Below are 17,393 nucleotides of genomic sequence, written 5' to 3'. Positions count from 1 at the left end.
GTACAGAATGATTATTTATTTAGGAAAATTTGCAAAAATTAATTGGGGTGCGATATGAGCACGTATATCTCCGTCTGTTCATCTGAAATGTATCAACAAACCTACCTTACCTTTCTGCTTGAGCATTACGATCAATTGGGCCTTCCCTACTCTTACCCTGTCTCCCTCAGCTTTCTCTCCAGCCCGATTTTGATGGATCGGGAATCTTTCCTCTGCTATAACGACGATGACGAGGTCATCGGTGCCTTCTCGTACATATACGGAACTGGCGAAAACCAGTACGAAGACCAGCATGTGATTCAGGTGCAGGTCGTTTTTATCCAGGAAGAGTACCGCGTCACCCGTCTTTTCCTGCAGGCGATCCAATTCCTGATCGAACACATCACCGACTTGGAAGAGGATGTGCGTGAATTGCGCTTCTGGACCCCGGCGAATGACCGCTTGCGCCGCTTGTTTTCCAAATTCGCCGAAAAGATCGATTCGGTGGACACTGTGTTTGGCCCCATCGACGAATACCGTACCGCTTTTTCCGATCTGCGGGCGTATGCAGCCAAATTCCGTCCTGTCTTGTAACCGAGAAAAGGAGACGTTGACATGCTGATTGTCCTGAAAAACCTCTTTGGCTACATGCGTCCCTACAAGCTGCTCACCGCGCTTTTTTTCTGCACGCTTCTACTGGACCTGGCGTTCGTATCCTTTGCGCCGCTCAGCTTCAAAATCATCATCGACCAGGCGATCGAGCCTAAAGACATGGACGCCTTCACCCTCATCATGATCGTTCTCGGGACCGCCGGAGTGATTTGCCTGAGTGCCGGCATCCTGAGTGATTACGCCCTGGCGAAATTAAATGCGCGAATCCAAAATGACTTGCGCGAGAAGCTGTTTACCCATTTGCAGCACGTACATATCGATACCTTCCAGAAGTTCCGCTCCGGCGATCTGGTCTCTTTTTTTTCGGTTGATTTGCCCGCCATTGAAAGAGCGATGGCAGTCATTCTCACCACCGGGCTGCAATCGCTGACTGTCGTGCTAATCAGTACCTCCGTGTTGTTTTATCTGGAGTGGAGCATGGCCCTCTTCATCCTGCTGGGAGCAGCGGTCATTTTCGCAGGTCCGTACCTGCTGGGCCGTCGCGCCCAAGCAGTCAATGCAGATTACAAAGCTCAATTCTCTGCGATGACCAGTGACGTCCAGGAGAATATGAAAGCGCAAAAGGTAATCAAAGGGTTCCAGCTGGAGCAAGCCATGATCGACAAGTTCCATAAACGGCTCGGGTCCCTGTTCGTCAGCAGCTACCAGAAAAATATCATCGGGGCCAAGCTGGAACGGATTCCGATGACGAGCCTTTTGGTTATCAACTTTTCGATTATTGGATTCGGTTCGTACCTCGCGCTGACCGGACATATTACTTTGGGTTCTCTGGTCGCATTTTTTACGATGTATACGTCCATGGGCAATTCGGTGTTCACCCTGACCTTTACTTTGCCTGTTTTTACGGATGCACAGGTCAGCATGGAACGAATCAAGCAGGTACTGGACCAGCCCGTCGAAGCGACAGGCTCGATCAGGCTTGACCCATCCGCTATGCAGCATCCGGCGATTGATGTCCGTCGCGTCACTTTCGGCTATCGCCCCGAGCAGCTGGTCCTCAAGGGTATTCATCTGCACATTCCCGCTGGAACGACGGCAGCCTTCGTGGGGTCGAGCGGCTCGGGAAAAAGCACGCTGGTGCAGCTTCTGCTCGGCTTTTATGAACCGGACAAAGGGACAGTCGAGATCAACGGCAAAGACCTACGAACATTGGATCTGGGCTCGTACCGTGAGCGGATCGGCGTCGTCTTTCAGGACAACTTCCTGTTTCACGGGACGCTGCTGGAGAATATTCGCTTGAGCAAACCGGATGCGACGCGCGAGGAGATCATGCAAGCAGCCAAGCAAGCCGAGATTCACGACATGATCATGGGGCTTCCCGACGGATACGAGACGATGGTTTTGGATGAGGGCAGCAATTTTTCCGGAGGGCAGCGGCAGCGGCTCGCCATCGCCCGGGCGATTCTGCGCAACCCCTCCATCCTACTTCTGGACGAAGCCACTTCTGCATTGGACCCGATCTCTGAAGCGTCAATCAACCGCACCTTTGAGGAACTGTCTCGCAATCGGACCGTGGTGACCGTTACCCATCGATTGGCCTCCATTACGGGGGCAGATCAGATTTTTGTCTTTGACCAGGGGGAACTGGTAGACAGCGGAGGCCATACAGAGATGCTGGAACGAGGCGGATTCTACAAAAAGCTGTGGGAGAAGCAAAGCGGCCTGTCCCTCTCGGATAGCGGCCGTGAAGCGACGATTGAAGCGAGTCGGCTGGCGCTGCTTCCCTTTTTCCGAGGTCTTGACGAGTCTGTCTTGCAGGAGGTTGCCCATCTGTTCCATACCGAAACCTGCGCTGCAGGACTATCTGTCATTCGGGAAGAAGAGACTGGCGAGACGTTTTACCTGATCGCCAGGGGCCGTGTAGAAGTAACCAGGCGCCCGGCAGATGGAGCTTCCGAGCCCATTCGCCTGGCTGTGCTGGAGGACGGCGACCATTTTGGCGAGATTGCCTTGCTGGAGAACGTCCCGCGCACAGCAACTGTCACGGCATTGACGCCTTGCGTTTTCTTGACGCTGCAGCGCAAGAAGCTCTTCTACATCCTATCGAAGCATCCCGAGATTGACTCCCATGTGCGACAGACTTTGCAAGAGAGAAAAAGCTAAAGGAGGCGCAGAAAGCCATGACTGCCCATTTCAGGCGCTGCAGCGGTGATCAGGATCTCGTGAAATTCACCCTCTTTTTTATTCACAATCGTTTGGAATTCAACAGGCAATTTACATTAATCGATGCCATCTACCACGTATTGGAAAATATTCAAGACTCGCAGATCATCCTTGTCGTAGACCCGCAGGACAACGTAATTGGCTGGGGTCATTATCAATACGTGACGAAAGAGCACCAGCCTGATCCCCAGGGGGAGGTTGTCTTTATCTTCTCTGCCATCATCAAGCAGGAGTTTCGCAGCAGCCGCCTGTTTTTGCAGGGCTTCCGATACATGGTAGAGCAGATAGAAGCGGAGAACAGCCAGGTAAAGGAGGTGCGCTTTTTCGTTCAATCTGAAAATACGTACCTGAATCGCCTGTATGCCAAATTCGCCTCTATCGTCGGGGAACGAGATGGCAATCATGGGCATGAACATATTTATGCGACTGATTTTGCTCAGTTGAGGGACTATCTTGCCATGAAAAAAAGCCCGCGCGCAGGCGGGCTTTGATTTGCTTCATCAAGCGATGATTTTGGTTTTCTTTGCGTTCTCTGTCGACTTCTTGATAATGCCGGATAGTGGCCGCTTGAGGACCAGCGCGACGAACAGGCTGAGACCGATAAAGCCAAGCAGCGCCAATATATCCCGCCAGGCCGTCTCCCACCAAATGCCTCCGACCGCCTCTCGCAGCAGGCTGATCGCATAGGTGAAGGGCATAAACGGATTGAGCATCTGGAAAAAGGGCGCGGTCATGCTGATCGGAAACGTGCCGCCCGAGCTGGAGAACTGGAACACCATGAAGATGATCGCAATTCCTTTGCCCACATTGCCGAATACCGACAATAGCGTATAGGTAATCGTTACAAACACCGCGCTCACCAGCATAGCGAAGAGCACAAACGGGAGCTTGTCCGCTACAAAGGCGTCCAGAATCCACATGTCTCCAAGCGTGACGCTGATCGCTTGAAGCTGCCCAATCGTCAGGAACGTTCCCAGTCTGCCCAGATAAAGCTGGTATGGCTTGTAGCGACCCTCTGGGTTGTCCGCTTCTGCCTTCAGCAGGGAGATCAGCAATGTGGCTCCCACCCACAAGGATAACACGCCGTAAAAGGGCGACATGGCAGAGCCGTAATTGGGGATCGGATAGAGCCGGTTCTCTTTGATCTGGACCGGACTTGCCAAAAACTCGCTTTCCTTCTGAATGTCGCCGCGCAACAGCTTCGCGAGAGCGGCAAAGTTGTTGTTCGCCTCCACTTCGCGCAGCTTGTCTGCTGCCTGACTCACTGCCCGTTCTAGCTGCGGCAAATCGTCCCGTACCAGCGACGCTACCCGATGCACCCCCGATTCCAGTTCAGGAAGCCTCACTCGTACGAAGTCGGCTAACTGAGACAGCTCCTGTTCCGCTCTCGGCAGGTCATTCTGGATGAAGGCTGCTGCCTGATCCAGCTTTTTGCCGATGGCCGGGAGATTTTCCTGGATCAGCGGTACGGCGATATTTATCACACGCTCAAATTCATCCGCCTTTTGTTGCAGACCAACAGCCGCCTCATGCACCCTCGACCGGATCTGCGGCAACTGCTCCGTAATTCGCTGCAATTCCGTCTGACCGAATTCCAACCCCTGCTTCACATCCGCCAGTACGCCATCGATGGCGGTGAGACGTGCTTGCACTGCCTCGATTTTTTCAGCGGCGACATCGGAAAAGTCAATCAGCCTCGCAATGCCGTCCTCCAACTTGGGCAAAATCTCGCTGTCATAACGCGAGAGAATATCGCCCAGCACGCTGCTCGTCTCCTGAGACAGCTTGTGCAAGCGCTCCACGACATCCCGCGCTGGCGTTTTTCCATTCTCCAAAGCCTTGGCCACGATGTCCAATAGCTGGACCTTTTGGTGGATGGAATCTGTCCGGGCTTGGAGCCGTTCGATCAGCCCGTCTAGCGGCTGTCCGGGAAGATAGGCGTTAATTTTCTCCAAGAGCGATGAAGTGTGTTCCAGGATGCGGCCCGCGCCAGCCAACCGATCTCTCAATGCGGCTGCCTCCTCAGCTGTTGGCAAAAGGGCAGGATCCACCTGGAGCAGTCTCTCCGTTAGCTTTGTCGTCGCATCCGCAGCTTGCTGTACCAGCGTCAGATTTTGCTTGACCAGCGGACCAATCAATTGGAACGCTGCTTCATTCTGCGTCAGAAATGCGTTTACCCGCTCGGCGATAGCAGCACCCTTGTCTGCCATATCCTCTACGCGCGGTATCGCTGCCTGAGCAGCCTCTACGATCCCGATCGCCCGTCCTGCTATATCCGTCGCATGCTCGATCGTTCCCGCGACCTTGTCGAAGTTCTGATCCAGCTCCTGGATGCGGGCTACCGCGTGCTGAATAGCCGGGAGTCGATCCTGAATCTCCCCAATCCGTGAGAGCGTATCACTGATCTGCGGCCAATGCTTCTGCAACGTCAAAATCGACTCTGCTGCCTGATTGATCTCCGGGATTCTTTTCTCCACCTCGAGGATGACTTGCGCTTTTTCATGAATCGCAGGGAGCTTTTGTTCCAGCTCCAGCACCTTTTGCCCTGCTGCATGAATCTCAGGGAGCCTGCTTTCCAGCTCAAAAATCCCGGCCTCGATCTTGCGAATCGTCGGAAGCTGCTCCTCGATCTTGATCCCGACTTCTGTCAGCTTAGTCAGCAAGGCCTCGCTGACCGCCTCCGTGAAATTTTCGTTGATTTGCTTGGCAAGCGTGGAGACGCCCGAAGAGGTGATTTTCGGCGCAATCGCATTTACCTTTTCGTTGACGCTGTAGATCACCTCGGGTCTGTCCAGCCGTCCGTCGATAATGCCTGTCATTTTGGAAGAAAAGTCCGCCGGAATCAAAATACTGGCGTAGTACTCTCCCCTCTGCAAGCCTCTCTCCGCTTCTTCCCGATCCACAAACGTCCAACCGAGCTTGTGATTGTTTTGCAGGTTATGGATCAGCTCATCACCGATGTTGATCGTTTTATCGCCGATCGTCGTCCCCTCGTCCTCGCTTGTTACCGCGACCATGACGCCTTCTGTGTTCGCATAAGGATCCCAGACGGATTTGATATTCACCCAAGCGTAGAGAGAGGGAAGAATACAGATCGCAACAATCAGAAAGATGCCCGTCGGAACTTTGAATATGTTGAGCCAGTCTGTTTTGTAAATTTGCCATATTGAACGCATCTATAAACCACCCAGTATTCTGTCGTGAAATCGCTTCTTGTTCACAGACAGTTTACCACAGGAGAAAAAAATCCGGAAAGAAAGCCGCCTTTTTGCTATCTCAGCATCTGCTTGACCAGTTCCCTGTTGCGTTCTTTGAACAATTCATTATGCGAGGAAACCATTCCGCTTTTGCCGGCATCCGGCTGGATGAATTGTTTGGCCTTGTTCACAGCGTTCGCTGCATCCTGGAAGGCCCCGGCGATCAAATTCAATTTCCCCTCATGCCGCAAAATATCGCCTGCCGCGTACAGTCCCGGAATGGAGGACTCGCTATTGGCGTTGCCTGCTATGTAATACTGGTCCGCAATCTTGATGGGCAGCTTGCTATTTTGCAACAAAGACGTATCGCGCTCGTAGCCGTGGCTGATAATCACCTCATCGACAGGCAGATAGGAGACCTCTCCCGTGTCCAGATGGGTCAGCTCGACCCGATCAATCACTTCATGATTTTCACTCGCGATCAGCTTCGTAATCGTCGTTTGGAAAAAGCATGCAACAGAGCTGTTCAAGACCTGCGATGCCTGCGCTTCGTGGCCGGCAAACGTCTCTTTGCGATAAGTCAGATACACCTGTTTGGCGATCGGCTCCAGCTCGGCTGCCCAATCCAGGGCAGCATTCCCGCCGCCCGAAATGAGAATCGTCTTGTCTTTGAAGGGGCGGAATGACTTCACCGTGTAATGCAGGTTGGATATCTCAAACCTCTCCGCTCCTTCGATCTCCAGCTTTTGCGGCTTCAAGATTCCGCTGCCAATCGCCACAATGACCGTTTTTGAAAAATGCTTGCGCCCCGAAGCGGTCTCCAATTCAAAAATCCCCTCTTCGTTGCGGCGAATCGCCTCCACCTTTTCATTCAACACCACTTCCGGACCAAACGTTAGCCCCTGCTCGACAAGCTGCTCGATCAATTTTGCTCCGGGTACGGGTGTCAGTCCCCCCACATCCCAAATCATTTTTTCCGGATAGACATGGATTTTTCCACCCAGCTGGGGCTGGAACTCGATCAATTTGGTTTTCATTTCGCGAAGCCCGCTATAAAAGGCCGAATAGAGTCCTGCCGGCCCTCCTCCAATCACTGTCACATCAAAAAGCTCCTGCTGATCCATCCACGATCACTCCTTCACGCCCTTTGGAAAACCTGTTGACAAAAAAAGGCGGATGTCTTTATATTGTTTACAATACCGAAATTGATAATCATTATCAACGTTTATTTTGTTGTGAACTACATTTCATGGAGGTCAAATCATGGTTCGTCTTTACACGAGCGACTTGCGCATCGGCTATGGAGAGCGTCTGATCGTGAAGGATCTCAGCCTGAAAATTCCCGATCAAAAAATCACCGCGATCATTGGCTCGAACGGCTGCGGAAAGTCAACGCTGCTGAAGGCCATCACCCGGATCATTCCGCATCAATCAGGAGCAGTCATTTTGGACGGTGAGCCAATCGCCAAGGAAAACACGAAGGAGCTCGCCAAAAAGCTGGCGATTCTTCCTCAAACACCCGAGGGCGCAAGCGGCCTGACAGTGGGAGAGCTGGTCTCCTACGGCAGGTTTCCCTATCAAAAAGGCTTGGGACGTTTGACAAAACGGGATGTCGCGGTGATTGACTGGGCCCTGGAGGTCACAGGGACCAAAGAGTTTATGCATCGGCCTGTGGATGCCTTGTCCGGCGGTCAGCGACAACGGGTGTGGATCGCCATGGCACTGGCTCAGGATACCGAGATGATCTTTCTGGACGAACCGACCACCTATCTGGACCTGGCTCACCAGCTTGAAGTCCTCGAGCTTTTGCACAGGCTGAATGTGGAGCAGAGGCGCACGATCATCATGGTGCTCCATGATTTGAATCAGGCTGCCCGTTTTGCCGACTACATGATCGCCCTCAGAGACGGACAAATCGTCAAAGCCGGCGATTGCGAAGAAGTCATGAAGCCTGACGTGCTGAAAAAGGTATTTCAAATCGATGCCCAAATCGGCCGCGATCCGCGGACCAAAAAACCGGTCTGCCTAACCTACGATCTGATAAAAGGAGAAGCAAAATGAAGAACATTTGGACTCCCCTCATGCTTGTGCTAGTCCTGCTGCTCAGTGCCTGCAGCAGCCAATCTGCCGGAAATGCAGAGCCTACACCTGCCGACCAGCCAAAGGCGAATACGATCACCTACCAGTCTGAAGAGGGACCTGTCGAGGTTCCTGCCGATCCCAAACGAGTTGTCGTCCTCTCCAGCTTCACCGGAAACGTCTTGGCCTTGCACGTTCCGCTGGTCGGCGTCGACTCCTGGTCCAAAATGAATCCGAATTTTCACGAGCCGTTACAAGACGTGGAGGAAGTATCCGATGAGAGCCTGGAAAAAATCATCGAATTGAATCCCGACCTGATCATCGGTCTGTCCACGGTCAAAAATCTGGACAAATTGAAACAAATCGCACCAACAGTCACTTTTACATACGGAAAAGTAGACTACTTGACGCAGCATCTGGAGATTGGAAAGCTGTTGAACAAGGAAAAAGAGGCGCAGGCCTGGATCGATGATTTCAAAAAGCGAGCTCAGAAAGCCGGAGAAGAGATAAAGGCCAAAATTGGCGAGGACGCTACTGTGTCTGTCATCGAAAACTTCAACAAACAGCTCTACGTCTACGGCGATAACTGGGGACGCGGAACTGAAATTCTCTATCAAGAGATGAAGCTGAACATGCCGGAGAAGGTAAAGCAGCTGGCGCTAAAGGACGGTTATTATGCCCTGTCCCTTGAGGTGCTTCCCGAATTTGCGGGCGATTATCTGATCTTCAGCAAAAACAAAGAGACAGACAATTCGTTTCAGGAAACAGCTGCGTATCAAAGCATCCCTGCCGTCAAAAACAATCGCGTCTTTGAAGCCAATGCCCAGGAGTTCTACTTCAACGATCCGTTGACCTTGGAGCTGCAGCTCGATTTCTTTCTCAAACACTTTTTAGGGAACTGAGTGACATGGAAAAAACGTATCGGCATTCCATTCCTTTCGTCTATAAACTGCTTGCGGGATTCCTGTTCTTTTTGGTGATGTTCGTGATCGCCATGCTATTCGGAGCAGCCGACACGACGATACGTGACGTGTGGCTGGCCGTCTCATCGCAGGCTGCGGAGGAGAAAATCTCCCTGATCCGGGACCTCCGCTTGCCTCGTGAAATTGCTGCGATCTTCGTGGGCGCTGCCCTTGCCATCGCCGGCGCCATCATGCAAGGGATGACGAGAAACCCGCTCGCCGATCCGGGACTGCTCGGACTGACAGCCGGGGCACATGCAGCATTGGCAATCTCCTTGGCATTGGTCCCTTCTGCCAGTTCTTTCGTCTTGATGCTGGCATGCATGATCGGTGCGGCTGCAGGTGCGGCACTGGTATTCGGGATCAGCGCAGGAAAAAAGGGCGGGTTTTCCTCGCTGCGCATCGTCCTGGCTGGTGTAGCCGTTTCATCGTTGCTTTATACGATCGCAGAGGGCGTAGGGCTAGCCTTCAAAATCTCCAAGGATGTATCCATGTGGACGGCTGGCGGCCTGATCGGCACGTCGTGGAGCCAGCTTCAAGTCATTGTCCCTTGCATCACGCTCGGCATCCTGCTCTCCCTGCTGTTGTCCAAACAGCTGACGATTCTCAGTCTTAGCGAGGAGGTAGCCGTCGGATTGGGGCAAAAAACCACCAGAATCAAAATCCTGCTCTTTTTCGTCATCATCATGCTGACAGGCGCTTCTGTGGCATTGATCGGAAACATGACGTTCATTGGCCTGATGGTTCCACACATCGTCCGTACTTTGGTCGGCACCGATTACCGCTCGATTCTTCCGATGTCTGCCCTGGTCGGAGCCTCGTTCATGCTGATTGCTGATACTCTGGGCCGAACCGTGAACGCTCCGTATGAGACCCCGGTGGCGGCGATCATCGCGGTAATGGGCCTGCCTTTCTTCCTTTTTGTCGTACGGAAAGGAGGGTCTGCACTCTCATGATCCAACCCGCGGTCATACGAAAACAACGAGTGATTGTTTTGCTTTTGCTTATCTTGACTGCCGTCACGATTGGGATCGGCATGGGACTCGGGTACTCCTCCGTTTCCTATGACAGACTGATCCCTGTTCTTCTTGGTCAGGGGACCTTCAAGGAGGAGTTTGTCCTCTTCTCGCTCCGTCTGCCCCGCATGATCATTACTTTGCTGGCGGGTATGGCCCTTGCCTTGTCAGGCGCCATCCTGCAAGGAATCACAAGAAATGCGTTGGCAGACCCAGGCATTGTGGGGATTAACGCCGGGGCAGGCGTAGCCATTGCGCTGTTCTTTCTGTTTTTCCCTGTACAAGCGGGATTGTTTATCTACGCGCTCCCGCTTGTCGCGTTTGTCGGCGCGCTTCTGACAGCATGTCTGATTTACCTGTTTTCCTACAGCAAAAAGACCGGACTCCAACCAAACCGCTTAATCCTTACAGGGGTCGGCTTTTCCATGGCATTATCCGGGTTGATGATTGTTCTGATCTCCTCTGCGGAGCGATCCAAGGTAGACTTTATCGCCAAGTGGCTCGCAGGGAATATCTGGGGCTCGGACTGGCCTTTTCTATGGGCTCTTCTGCCTTGGCTCGTGATCCTGGTTCCGTTTGCACTGTATAAAGCACATGCTTTGAACCTCCTGACCCTTCACGAATCCGTCGCGATCGGCATCGGGGTCTCCGTCGAGAAGGAGCGTGTCATTCTCTTGGTAACGGCCGTTGCCCTGGCCGCATCAGCCGTCTCTGTCACAGGAGGGGTCGCTTTCATCGGTCTCATGGCTCCTCATATCGCCAAAGCCTTGATAGGACCGCGAAATCAATTGTTGCTACCGGTAGCCTTGCTGATCGGCGGATGGCTTCTCCTGTTTGCAGATACGGCAGGACGGCAATTGGTCGAGCCGGATGGCATTCCGGCGGGAATCATGGTAGCGCTTATTGGAGCACCTTATTTTATCAAGCTTCTTTTGCAAAGCAAGTAAGGCTCGGTATTCAAGATTAACGTGGAAGATCACCCGTGGCCTTTTAATTGGCGGTCCACCAGCTGTAGCGGCGGGGAGGAAAAAGGGGAAAACGCTTCAGGTGGGTTGGGATCTTCGCTGAGGGCTGGCTCTGGCCGTCTCCACTCCAAAGACGGAACCGCGGCCAAAAGCAGCCGATTTCGATGAAGCGATTCAGGGTTGGCCGTTGAAACCGTGTTCCGCCTTTTCCGTTGCGCCTGGGTCAAGATCCCAAATACCTTCGCTGGTTTTCCCTTTTTTCCTCGACTAGCTTTGCCTGGTCCCCCCACCTTTTGCAGGCTTCTCATGGAGTATCTTCAGCTTCGGAGGGCATCCGAAATTTACCATCCCCAGCCTGACAAAAAAGCAGCCTTCGATCCAAGTGTCGAATGGCTGCTTTTGTTCTCAATAACCGCTCCGTTATTGAGCGTAATCCCCTGTGTAATTGATCAGCGAAACATCGCTTACGCCTTCCAGCTCGCTAATCGTCTGCACGAACGCAGTATTGTCATCCCGCAGCATCACTTCTACGGTAACCTCGGTAAAGCCCTTGCGCACGGTCTTTGACTTCAATTTGCTGTTCAGCTTGCGCAGCTCTACCCGCAGAGCGTCTGTCGCTTCCTCCGTATGGCGAATGATCATGAGGTAGGCTTGCTCCGTCACCTTGCGCTTGGACATCCAGATGATCACCAAGCCGATCACGAGAGATCCCCCGAGAGCCAGCGGATACATCTTCGCCCCGCTGGCAATCCCTGCAGTCAGGGACCAAAACATATAGACGATGTCCAACGGGTCCTTAACAGCCGTCCGAAAACGCACGATACTGAGGGCGCCTACCATCCCCAAGGACAGGACGATGTTGGTGCTGATCGTCATAATGATCAACGCCGTCAGCATCGACATCAGCACAAACGACACATTGTAATTGTAACTGTAGACGACACCTCGAAATGTTTTTCGATAGATCCAGTAAATAAACATCCCGATTGCAAACGAGCATAGCAACCCCAGAATCATATCGATATACGACACGCTGCGAAAAGCCTCCAAATGGAGAATGCTTTTCTTGATAATATCCTGAAAACTTAATACTTCATCCATAGCTGCACCTGCCCGACTATTCTTTAAAATGCTTTACATTGACTTCTCTGCAAATGACGTACTTCGATATCGAAGAGCGATGTTGGCTCTGTGGTTGAATCAGGTTGCGGATCAAGTCCGGAAGAAAAGAATCGAACTTTACTTCCATGATCGTCTGCGGAACAGCAATCGCCTCTTCCAGCACCAGATTGGGATCGAACAGATCAAAGGAATTGACGCCGGCAGACAGCTTCTTATCGAACGTAATGCGCACATTGCCGTACTCATAGACATAAGCCTCGCGCCAGTACTCGACGATCGCTGTAGGACGGAAAGCTCGATGCGCCAAGGCAAGATAAAAATCACGCAGCAGCGCAGAATCCTTTTTCTGCAGGAAATCGTAGTCTCCTACCCGGAGCAGATCGTACTCCTCCCGATTGATCCGGAACGACTCCTTGAATACATAGTCTCCTCGCTTTTTCTTGCGCTCGACGGCGATGACATCATCCTTGCCGTTGTAGATCCGGATGCGATATTTTTCCCGGTTGAATATCCCGTTGTTTTTGTCATGCAAGGCATGGTCATGTGGGCCGTCGAAGTACAGACTCCGGATGCAGTAACCATCCAAATTGATTGAGTTCGGGTCCATCATAAGCATGGCCGATGCCCGATGCCGCAGCGATTGGTAATCATGGATATGCAAGTAGTACTTATGCTCGGTCCGGAATGTTTGACGACTCTTTGTCAACTACTCCACCTCAAATTCTCTCATCCCGAAAAAGTAGTTTTCATCGCTGTCCAGGTAGTAATCAAATGAATTCTGCCGATTTCCGCTGCTGTCAGTGACTACAACCTTCCAATAATAAGTCCCGGGAGGAAGAGCGGGGATCTCCCATCTATTTTCCTTGAGTCCGTTCTTGCTGGCCACGATTTGCGTAAATTGCGGATTCTTGGATACCGCTACATCATACAAAAGGTCGTCTCCCTGAAAATCGAATGAGATGTCCCACACAAACTTCATCAGACCATCCTCTTCCTCGACCTCTCCCTGGTAAAAGGGCCGTGGCTTCTCGAGGTCCTCCAAGAATCGTTGCAGCCCGCGTTCAGGAGTCTCCGCGATTTTTTGCAGCTCTTTCTTGAAGTCTGTGTTGAGTCCCGGCAAATAACCGATGTCAGGGTTCCGGAATAAAAACGGCTCAACTACCGGACCATACTTGTCCAGCTGCTGCGCAACCCGATCCTTGTTAATGATCGCAGAGAGTTCATCCAGCTTTTCCTTCAACTGCTCGATATGTTCCTCGTGGCGGAAATATCGGTTATGCAGAACCGATCCCCAATAGTTGCTGATTCCGTTTTGGTAGGGTTGCAGGCTGCCCTTTTTACGCTGCAGCTCCCAACCGCCGTCATAGTCCCACGGGAGAAAGTACCACTTCTCTGAATTAAGCGGTGAATACAGGTAGAAGTTGTTGGCGTCTGTATCCATGTTGTCCATCAAAATATTGGCAGCGGTCCAGGTCAGGAAGTTGTCGAGATCGAAGTGTTTCTCAATCACCTGTTCAATCGGGATCGTTCTGTTGTTGACATCCTCCAGCATGCGGATGAGCTTGTCGTGTTCCTCGCGCCCTTTGATCTCCAGGATCTTCTCGAAGGCTTCCCGATCGTACTCCGGATCGTCATGCGACTTGATATTGTCCGGGTAACGTTCAAATTCAAAGAAGGCGACTTTGTACAGATTCCCATTCGGATCCAGCATATGAGATTGCAAAAAGCGCTTGTTGGGCTGCTCTACATGCGTGTACAAGCCGTAATCCACAAAGGGAGCTTGCTTGTTCCCGGTCGACAAGTCCTTTACGTACATCCGCACAAACTGCGTTCTCAGGCTTGTCATATTGGGAATTTCTTCGAAGAGATCAAAGCTCAGCTTATTTCTCACCCTGGACGGATCCAGCATATGCTTGTTTAGATTGAACGTCCGTTGATCCAGCCACAAGCCTGCCTCCGAATTCAATTTGATTCGATAGGATTTCTGTGCGGTATGCCATGCCGTATTTCCTCGCAGGGTAATCGTCGCATTCGGCTGGTCTGCTCCGTAGCCGAACATCCCTGGAGCCGGTCCTTTGCCGTCCGCTTGGCCTTCCTGCATGATGATCTCCAGCTTGCCTTTTTCCATGCGATCCGGGAGGCGGTTGAGACCGTACCAGTCAAGCGGTTTGTCTGCATTTGCCTTATCCGGCAAAATCGTCACGTATATCGTTTTTAGAGAATCATCCTGGTCCCGCTCGTAGATCCTTTTATCCTCTGACAGTCTGGAAGAGGAGGATTCCTCTTGTATCTGTATGACTTCCTCGGCTTGCCCCTCCTGGCCTGAAGCGTTCCCCGCATCCTTTGCTGCCGTGCATCCAGACAGTACCAGACTGATCAGCAGCAGGGCGGAAACGGTCGTCTTCGGCTTGGGAAAAAAGGACTTGGTACGAGCCGGCTGGTTCGCGTTGATCGGCTGCGAGCAGAATGTGAAGTAGTCAATGTTGCGCAATACATACCGCAGGCGGGCAATCACGATGGCCAAAGCAAGGAAGGAGGCGAGGAACATCCCAAGCCCGTCATACTCAAGCGTCATCATCCAATAGGTAAACCCGATATTCAACAGGACAAACAGCGCCCCGATCAGCAGAACGCCTTTTCGATCGTCAAAATACATCAGGATATGGCTGAGCACAAACATGATGATAAACAGGAAGTAAGCTAGCGCCAGAAGGATAAATACGTCCAGCTGTGCCATCGTAAAACCGATTGTGGGAAGAAATTTGATGCCCAGCGCGATCGCCAGAACGGTAAAAAGCAGTTGAACTTCCATCAGAAAGCTGATCTCCCGGATGAGTGTTTTTTGCATGGCTGCCTTTGCCCCCTTGATATCCGTAACCGTCCCTCCGTTCAGGATGTTCAAATAATAGATGCGAAACTTTTCATAGAAAGAGGTTTCCACCGAAACGACGAACGTGACAAGCGTTGGCATCACACTGATGAACGCGTAAAACACAGGCAAATCATAGAATGGCATGACCAGGAAGCGATCGGCTACCTCTACGCCTTTGGGTCCTAGCCAGTACACAAAGTTATGCAAATACACCCCGGAATAAATGAAGCATCCTGCAAAAAACAGCGAGCTGTACTTGCGGAAATAGGTTAGAAAATGGAAAAAGGTTTCGGCTTTTCCCTTGGGAAACCGTTGTTCGAAGTGATGAAAGGACAGCACAGCAATGATGAAAAATCCGATATCGATCCCCAGAAGCGCCGCTGACGTCGCTTGCAGCCCGGTGATTTGGAACAACAGCCAGCCGCTGATCAACGCTGCTACTACCCCGATTATGAAGCTCCTGACAATGCGGATATAATCCTTCAACGCGGAGAGATACACGCCCTGAATCCAGATGACGATCAATTCCATGAAAAACAAGTAGGCGGCAATCTTATAATCCAGCCCGGCAGAAACATCCTTCACGAACCATCCTGCGAGAACGGCTCCAATCGGTAGAATCAGAATCAAAGCACCGTAATAGGACGACATCAAGCGATCATACTTTTTCTCGTAGATCATGTCGGCTACATACCGGGTGAGCACCATGGAAATGCCGCTGGTAAAAATGATGGAAAAAACAAAGCAATACGATACGGTTGCAATGTACAATTCCCATTCAATATAGCTGCTGTTGGCAGACGACATGATTCGTTGCAGAGCAATAATCAGAACCATGCACAGGATCATGGGACCGACTGTCGTCAATGAGGAGTAGGCATACGCTTTGACGTTATTGATCAGCCCTTGATCACGAAACAATTTTCTCAGCTCGAAGCCAATCCCTGCCATTTTCCCTCACCCCCCAACGATTCATATAAAGTACGGTAGCCAGCAATGACATCCTCCTGGCGGTAAAATCTCCGCACACGCGAAAATGCATTGCGCCCCATCTCTTCCCGCAGCTCGCGGTCACGACAAAGCTGTATGACGGCCTGGGCTATCTGTTCATAGTGCATGACCGGTGCAATCAAGCCAGCATGGCCGATGCCGTCATTCAATCCGTAGAGCAGCTCCTTGCAGCTTCCTACGTTTGTCGCGACGAAAGGCTTGGAGCTGGCCATTCCTTCGAGAATCGCCAGCGGCTGCCCCTCGCTAATGCTGGTCAGCACAAGCATGTCCATTTTTCCCAAGTAATCTTTTACCCGTACTGACCCGGTAAACGTCACGTCTGTCAGTTCCAGCGCAGCAGCCAGCTGCAGGCATTCCTCGTAATACTCCTCATCTTCTTCATAAGGTCCCATAATCGTAAATTCCGCTTGAGGAACCTCGCGTTTGATCACCGCAAAACTCTGCAGCATGGTTTTGATATCCTTGATCGGCACGACGCGCACCACTGCGCCGATTCGAATGATGGAATCCTCTGGCGCTGTCGGCAAATAACGATAGTCGTCGATATCCACGCCATTGGGAATAATCTTGATCTTGGATTCTTCGCAGCCCAGCTCGACTTGAATCTCCTTGTTGTGGTGGAACAAGGTCGTTACTTGATCTGCTGCCTGATACGCGCAAGTTGACAGGCGGTAGAAATATTGAATCCAGAGGTCTTTGAAGTATCCTTTGACCCATTCTGCCTTGATAATCTCCTCTTCCCGCTCCCGCGTATAGATGCCATGCTCCGTCAATAAGAAGGGACTGCCGTGAACATGCTTGGCCAACGCCCCAACAACACCTGCATAGCCGGTAGATACGCTATGGTAGAGATCCGCCCTGGGAATTTCGTTCCGAATGGCAAGAAACAGCGGCAAAATCATCGAGCGAACCGTCCAGAACATCTCCGTGAACGGTACGAGTGAGTATTGCTTCTGGCATAAATCGTCCAACAGATCAAAATAATCCTTGCTGGAGAGGAAATCAGCCGCATTGCGAAAGCTGCCGTTTCTTAGAAAATCAAACAGTCGATTCCAATGTACCTCGCCTTCCAAACCGAGCAGCATTTGTATATTTTCTTTTTGCTCAGGGGGAATGCGGAAATGTTTGCCCCACTTCCCCTCCTCATTCAAGTACTCATCGAGAAAAGTCTCTTTTACCTCGACGATATTGGGAGGGATCTCGTATTTGAATTGACCCCTTTGCTTGCTTTGGGCCCCGATGGCATAAATCACGAATTCATGCTGGGGCAACTGAAGGACCAGGTTATGAATCCAGCTGGACACGCCACCCGTGACATAAGGATACGAACCTTCGGCAATGATACAGATCCTCAT

13 protein-coding genes are annotated in these 17,393 nt (G+C 51.7%); 7 read left to right on the top strand and 6 right to left on the bottom strand.

All coding sequences use genetic code 11. The annotated features are described in order from the left end of the window. Positions 1-54: 54 nt before the first annotated feature. Genes EDM58_RS05800 through EDM58_RS05790 form a run of 3 tightly spaced genes read left to right on the top strand, consistent with a single transcriptional unit; the run spans position 55 to position 3,305 of the window. The gene (locus EDM58_RS05800; protein WP_122912516.1) at positions 55-573 is read left to right on the top strand and encodes a hypothetical protein; all 519 of its coding nucleotides are present in this window, start codon (positions 55-57) and stop codon (positions 571-573) included. Between the two features lie 21 nt (positions 574-594). Continuing rightward, positions 595-2,754, top strand: coding sequence for an ATP-binding cassette domain-containing protein (locus tag EDM58_RS05795; protein ID WP_122912515.1), 2,160 nt, complete (start codon positions 595-597; stop codon positions 2,752-2,754). Positions 2,755-2,771: 17 nt separating this feature from the next. Next, the gene (locus tag EDM58_RS05790; RefSeq protein WP_183187432.1) at positions 2,772-3,305 is read left to right on the top strand and encodes a GNAT family N-acetyltransferase; all 534 of its coding nucleotides are present in this window, start codon (positions 2,772-2,774) and stop codon (positions 3,303-3,305) included. A 9-nt stretch (positions 3,306-3,314) separates the two neighbouring features. On the opposite strand, the gene EDM58_RS05785 is transcribed toward EDM58_RS05790, so the two are convergent. Then, positions 3,315-5,990, bottom strand: a complete 2,676-nt coding sequence (locus EDM58_RS05785) for a YhgE/Pip domain-containing protein (RefSeq protein ID WP_122912514.1) — start codon at positions 5,988-5,990, stop codon at positions 3,315-3,317. Between the two features lie 95 nt (positions 5,991-6,085). Then, positions 6,086-7,135: an NAD(P)/FAD-dependent oxidoreductase gene (locus EDM58_RS05780; protein WP_122912513.1), complete on the bottom strand. Its 1,050-nt coding sequence runs from the start codon at positions 7,133-7,135 to the stop codon at positions 6,086-6,088. A 139-nt stretch (positions 7,136-7,274) separates the two neighbouring features. On the opposite strand from EDM58_RS05780, the gene EDM58_RS05775 reads away from it, so the two are divergent. Genes EDM58_RS05775 through EDM58_RS05760 form a run of 4 tightly spaced genes read left to right on the top strand, consistent with a single transcriptional unit; the run spans position 7,275 to position 11,015 of the window. Next, positions 7,275-8,072: an ABC transporter ATP-binding protein gene (locus tag EDM58_RS05775; RefSeq protein WP_122912512.1), complete on the top strand. Its 798-nt coding sequence runs from the start codon at positions 7,275-7,277 to the stop codon at positions 8,070-8,072. Next, on the top strand, positions 8,069-8,992 hold the full coding sequence (locus EDM58_RS05770; RefSeq protein WP_122912511.1) for an iron-hydroxamate ABC transporter substrate-binding protein: 924 nt from the start codon (positions 8,069-8,071) through the stop codon (positions 8,990-8,992). Before EDM58_RS05775 ends, EDM58_RS05770 begins: the two co-directional genes overlap by 4 nt. Positions 8,993-8,997: 5 nt before the next feature. Further along, the gene (locus EDM58_RS05765; RefSeq protein WP_122912510.1) at positions 8,998-10,008 is read left to right on the top strand and encodes a FecCD family ABC transporter permease; all 1,011 of its coding nucleotides are present in this window, start codon (positions 8,998-9,000) and stop codon (positions 10,006-10,008) included. Further along, on the top strand, positions 10,005-11,015 hold the full coding sequence (locus EDM58_RS05760; protein WP_122912509.1) for a FecCD family ABC transporter permease: 1,011 nt from the start codon (positions 10,005-10,007) through the stop codon (positions 11,013-11,015). Before EDM58_RS05765 ends, EDM58_RS05760 begins: the two co-directional genes overlap by 4 nt. A gap of 438 nt (positions 11,016-11,453) precedes the next feature. Here EDM58_RS05760 and EDM58_RS05750 read toward each other — a convergent pair whose 3' ends face one another. From EDM58_RS05750 to pelF, 4 genes are read right to left on the bottom strand one after another with little or no spacing between them, the layout of a single operon-like run. Further along, a complete protein-coding gene (locus tag EDM58_RS05750) occupies positions 11,454-12,134 on the bottom strand; it encodes a DUF4956 domain-containing protein (RefSeq protein WP_023559152.1) in 681 nt (226 codons plus the stop codon). Positions 12,135-12,150: 16 nt separating this feature from the next. Further along, a complete protein-coding gene (locus tag EDM58_RS05745; protein ID WP_122912507.1) occupies positions 12,151-12,861 on the bottom strand; it encodes a polyphosphate polymerase domain-containing protein in 711 nt (236 codons plus the stop codon). Then, positions 12,862-15,978: an exopolysaccharide Pel transporter PelG gene (pelG, locus tag EDM58_RS05740; protein ID WP_122912506.1), complete on the bottom strand. Its 3,117-nt coding sequence runs from the start codon at positions 15,976-15,978 to the stop codon at positions 12,862-12,864. Next, positions 15,954-17,393 (bottom strand): GT4 family glycosyltransferase PelF, encoded by a 1,440-nt coding sequence (pelF, locus tag EDM58_RS05735; RefSeq protein WP_122912505.1) that lies wholly within the window; start codon positions 17,391-17,393, stop codon positions 15,954-15,956. The genes pelG and pelF overlap by 25 nt, the downstream gene beginning before the upstream one ends.

The organism is Brevibacillus panacihumi (assembly GCF_003710985.1).
Taxonomy (GTDB): Bacteria; Bacillota; Bacilli; order Brevibacillales; family Brevibacillaceae; genus Brevibacillus; species Brevibacillus panacihumi.
The sequence above is the reverse complement of the archived record's forward strand: the minus strand, read 5'-3'. Positions and strand labels throughout refer to the sequence as shown.

Bases quoted from the DNA above. Each gene is read 5' to 3' on its own strand.
- EDM58_RS05800 (WP_122912516.1), top strand. From the start codon at position 55: ATGAGCACGTATATCTCCGTCTGTTCATCTGAAATGTATCAACAAACC.
- EDM58_RS05795 (WP_122912515.1), top strand. From the start codon at position 595: ATGCTGATTGTCCTGAAAAACCTCTTTGGCTACATGCGTCCCTACAAG.
- EDM58_RS05790 (WP_183187432.1), top strand. From the start codon at position 2,772: ATGACTGCCCATTTCAGGCGCTGCAGCGGTGATCAGGATCTCGTGAAA.
- EDM58_RS05785 (WP_122912514.1), bottom strand. From the start codon at position 5,990: ATGCGTTCAATATGGCAAATTTACAAAACAGACTGGCTCAACATATTC.
- EDM58_RS05780 (WP_122912513.1), bottom strand. From the start codon at position 7,135: ATGGATCAGCAGGAGCTTTTTGATGTGACAGTGATTGGAGGAGGGCCG.
- EDM58_RS05775 (WP_122912512.1), top strand. From the start codon at position 7,275: ATGGTTCGTCTTTACACGAGCGACTTGCGCATCGGCTATGGAGAGCGT.
- EDM58_RS05770 (WP_122912511.1), top strand. From the start codon at position 8,069: ATGAAGAACATTTGGACTCCCCTCATGCTTGTGCTAGTCCTGCTGCTC.
- EDM58_RS05765 (WP_122912510.1), top strand. From the start codon at position 8,998: ATGGAAAAAACGTATCGGCATTCCATTCCTTTCGTCTATAAACTGCTT.
- EDM58_RS05760 (WP_122912509.1), top strand. From the start codon at position 10,005: ATGATCCAACCCGCGGTCATACGAAAACAACGAGTGATTGTTTTGCTT.
- EDM58_RS05750 (WP_023559152.1), bottom strand. From the start codon at position 12,134: ATGGATGAAGTATTAAGTTTTCAGGATATTATCAAGAAAAGCATTCTC.
- pelG (WP_122912506.1), bottom strand. From the start codon at position 15,978: ATGGCAGGGATTGGCTTCGAGCTGAGAAAATTGTTTCGTGATCAAGGG.
- pelF (WP_122912505.1), bottom strand. From the start codon at position 17,393: ATGAGGATCTGTATCATTGCCGAAGGTTCGTATCCTTATGTCACGGGT.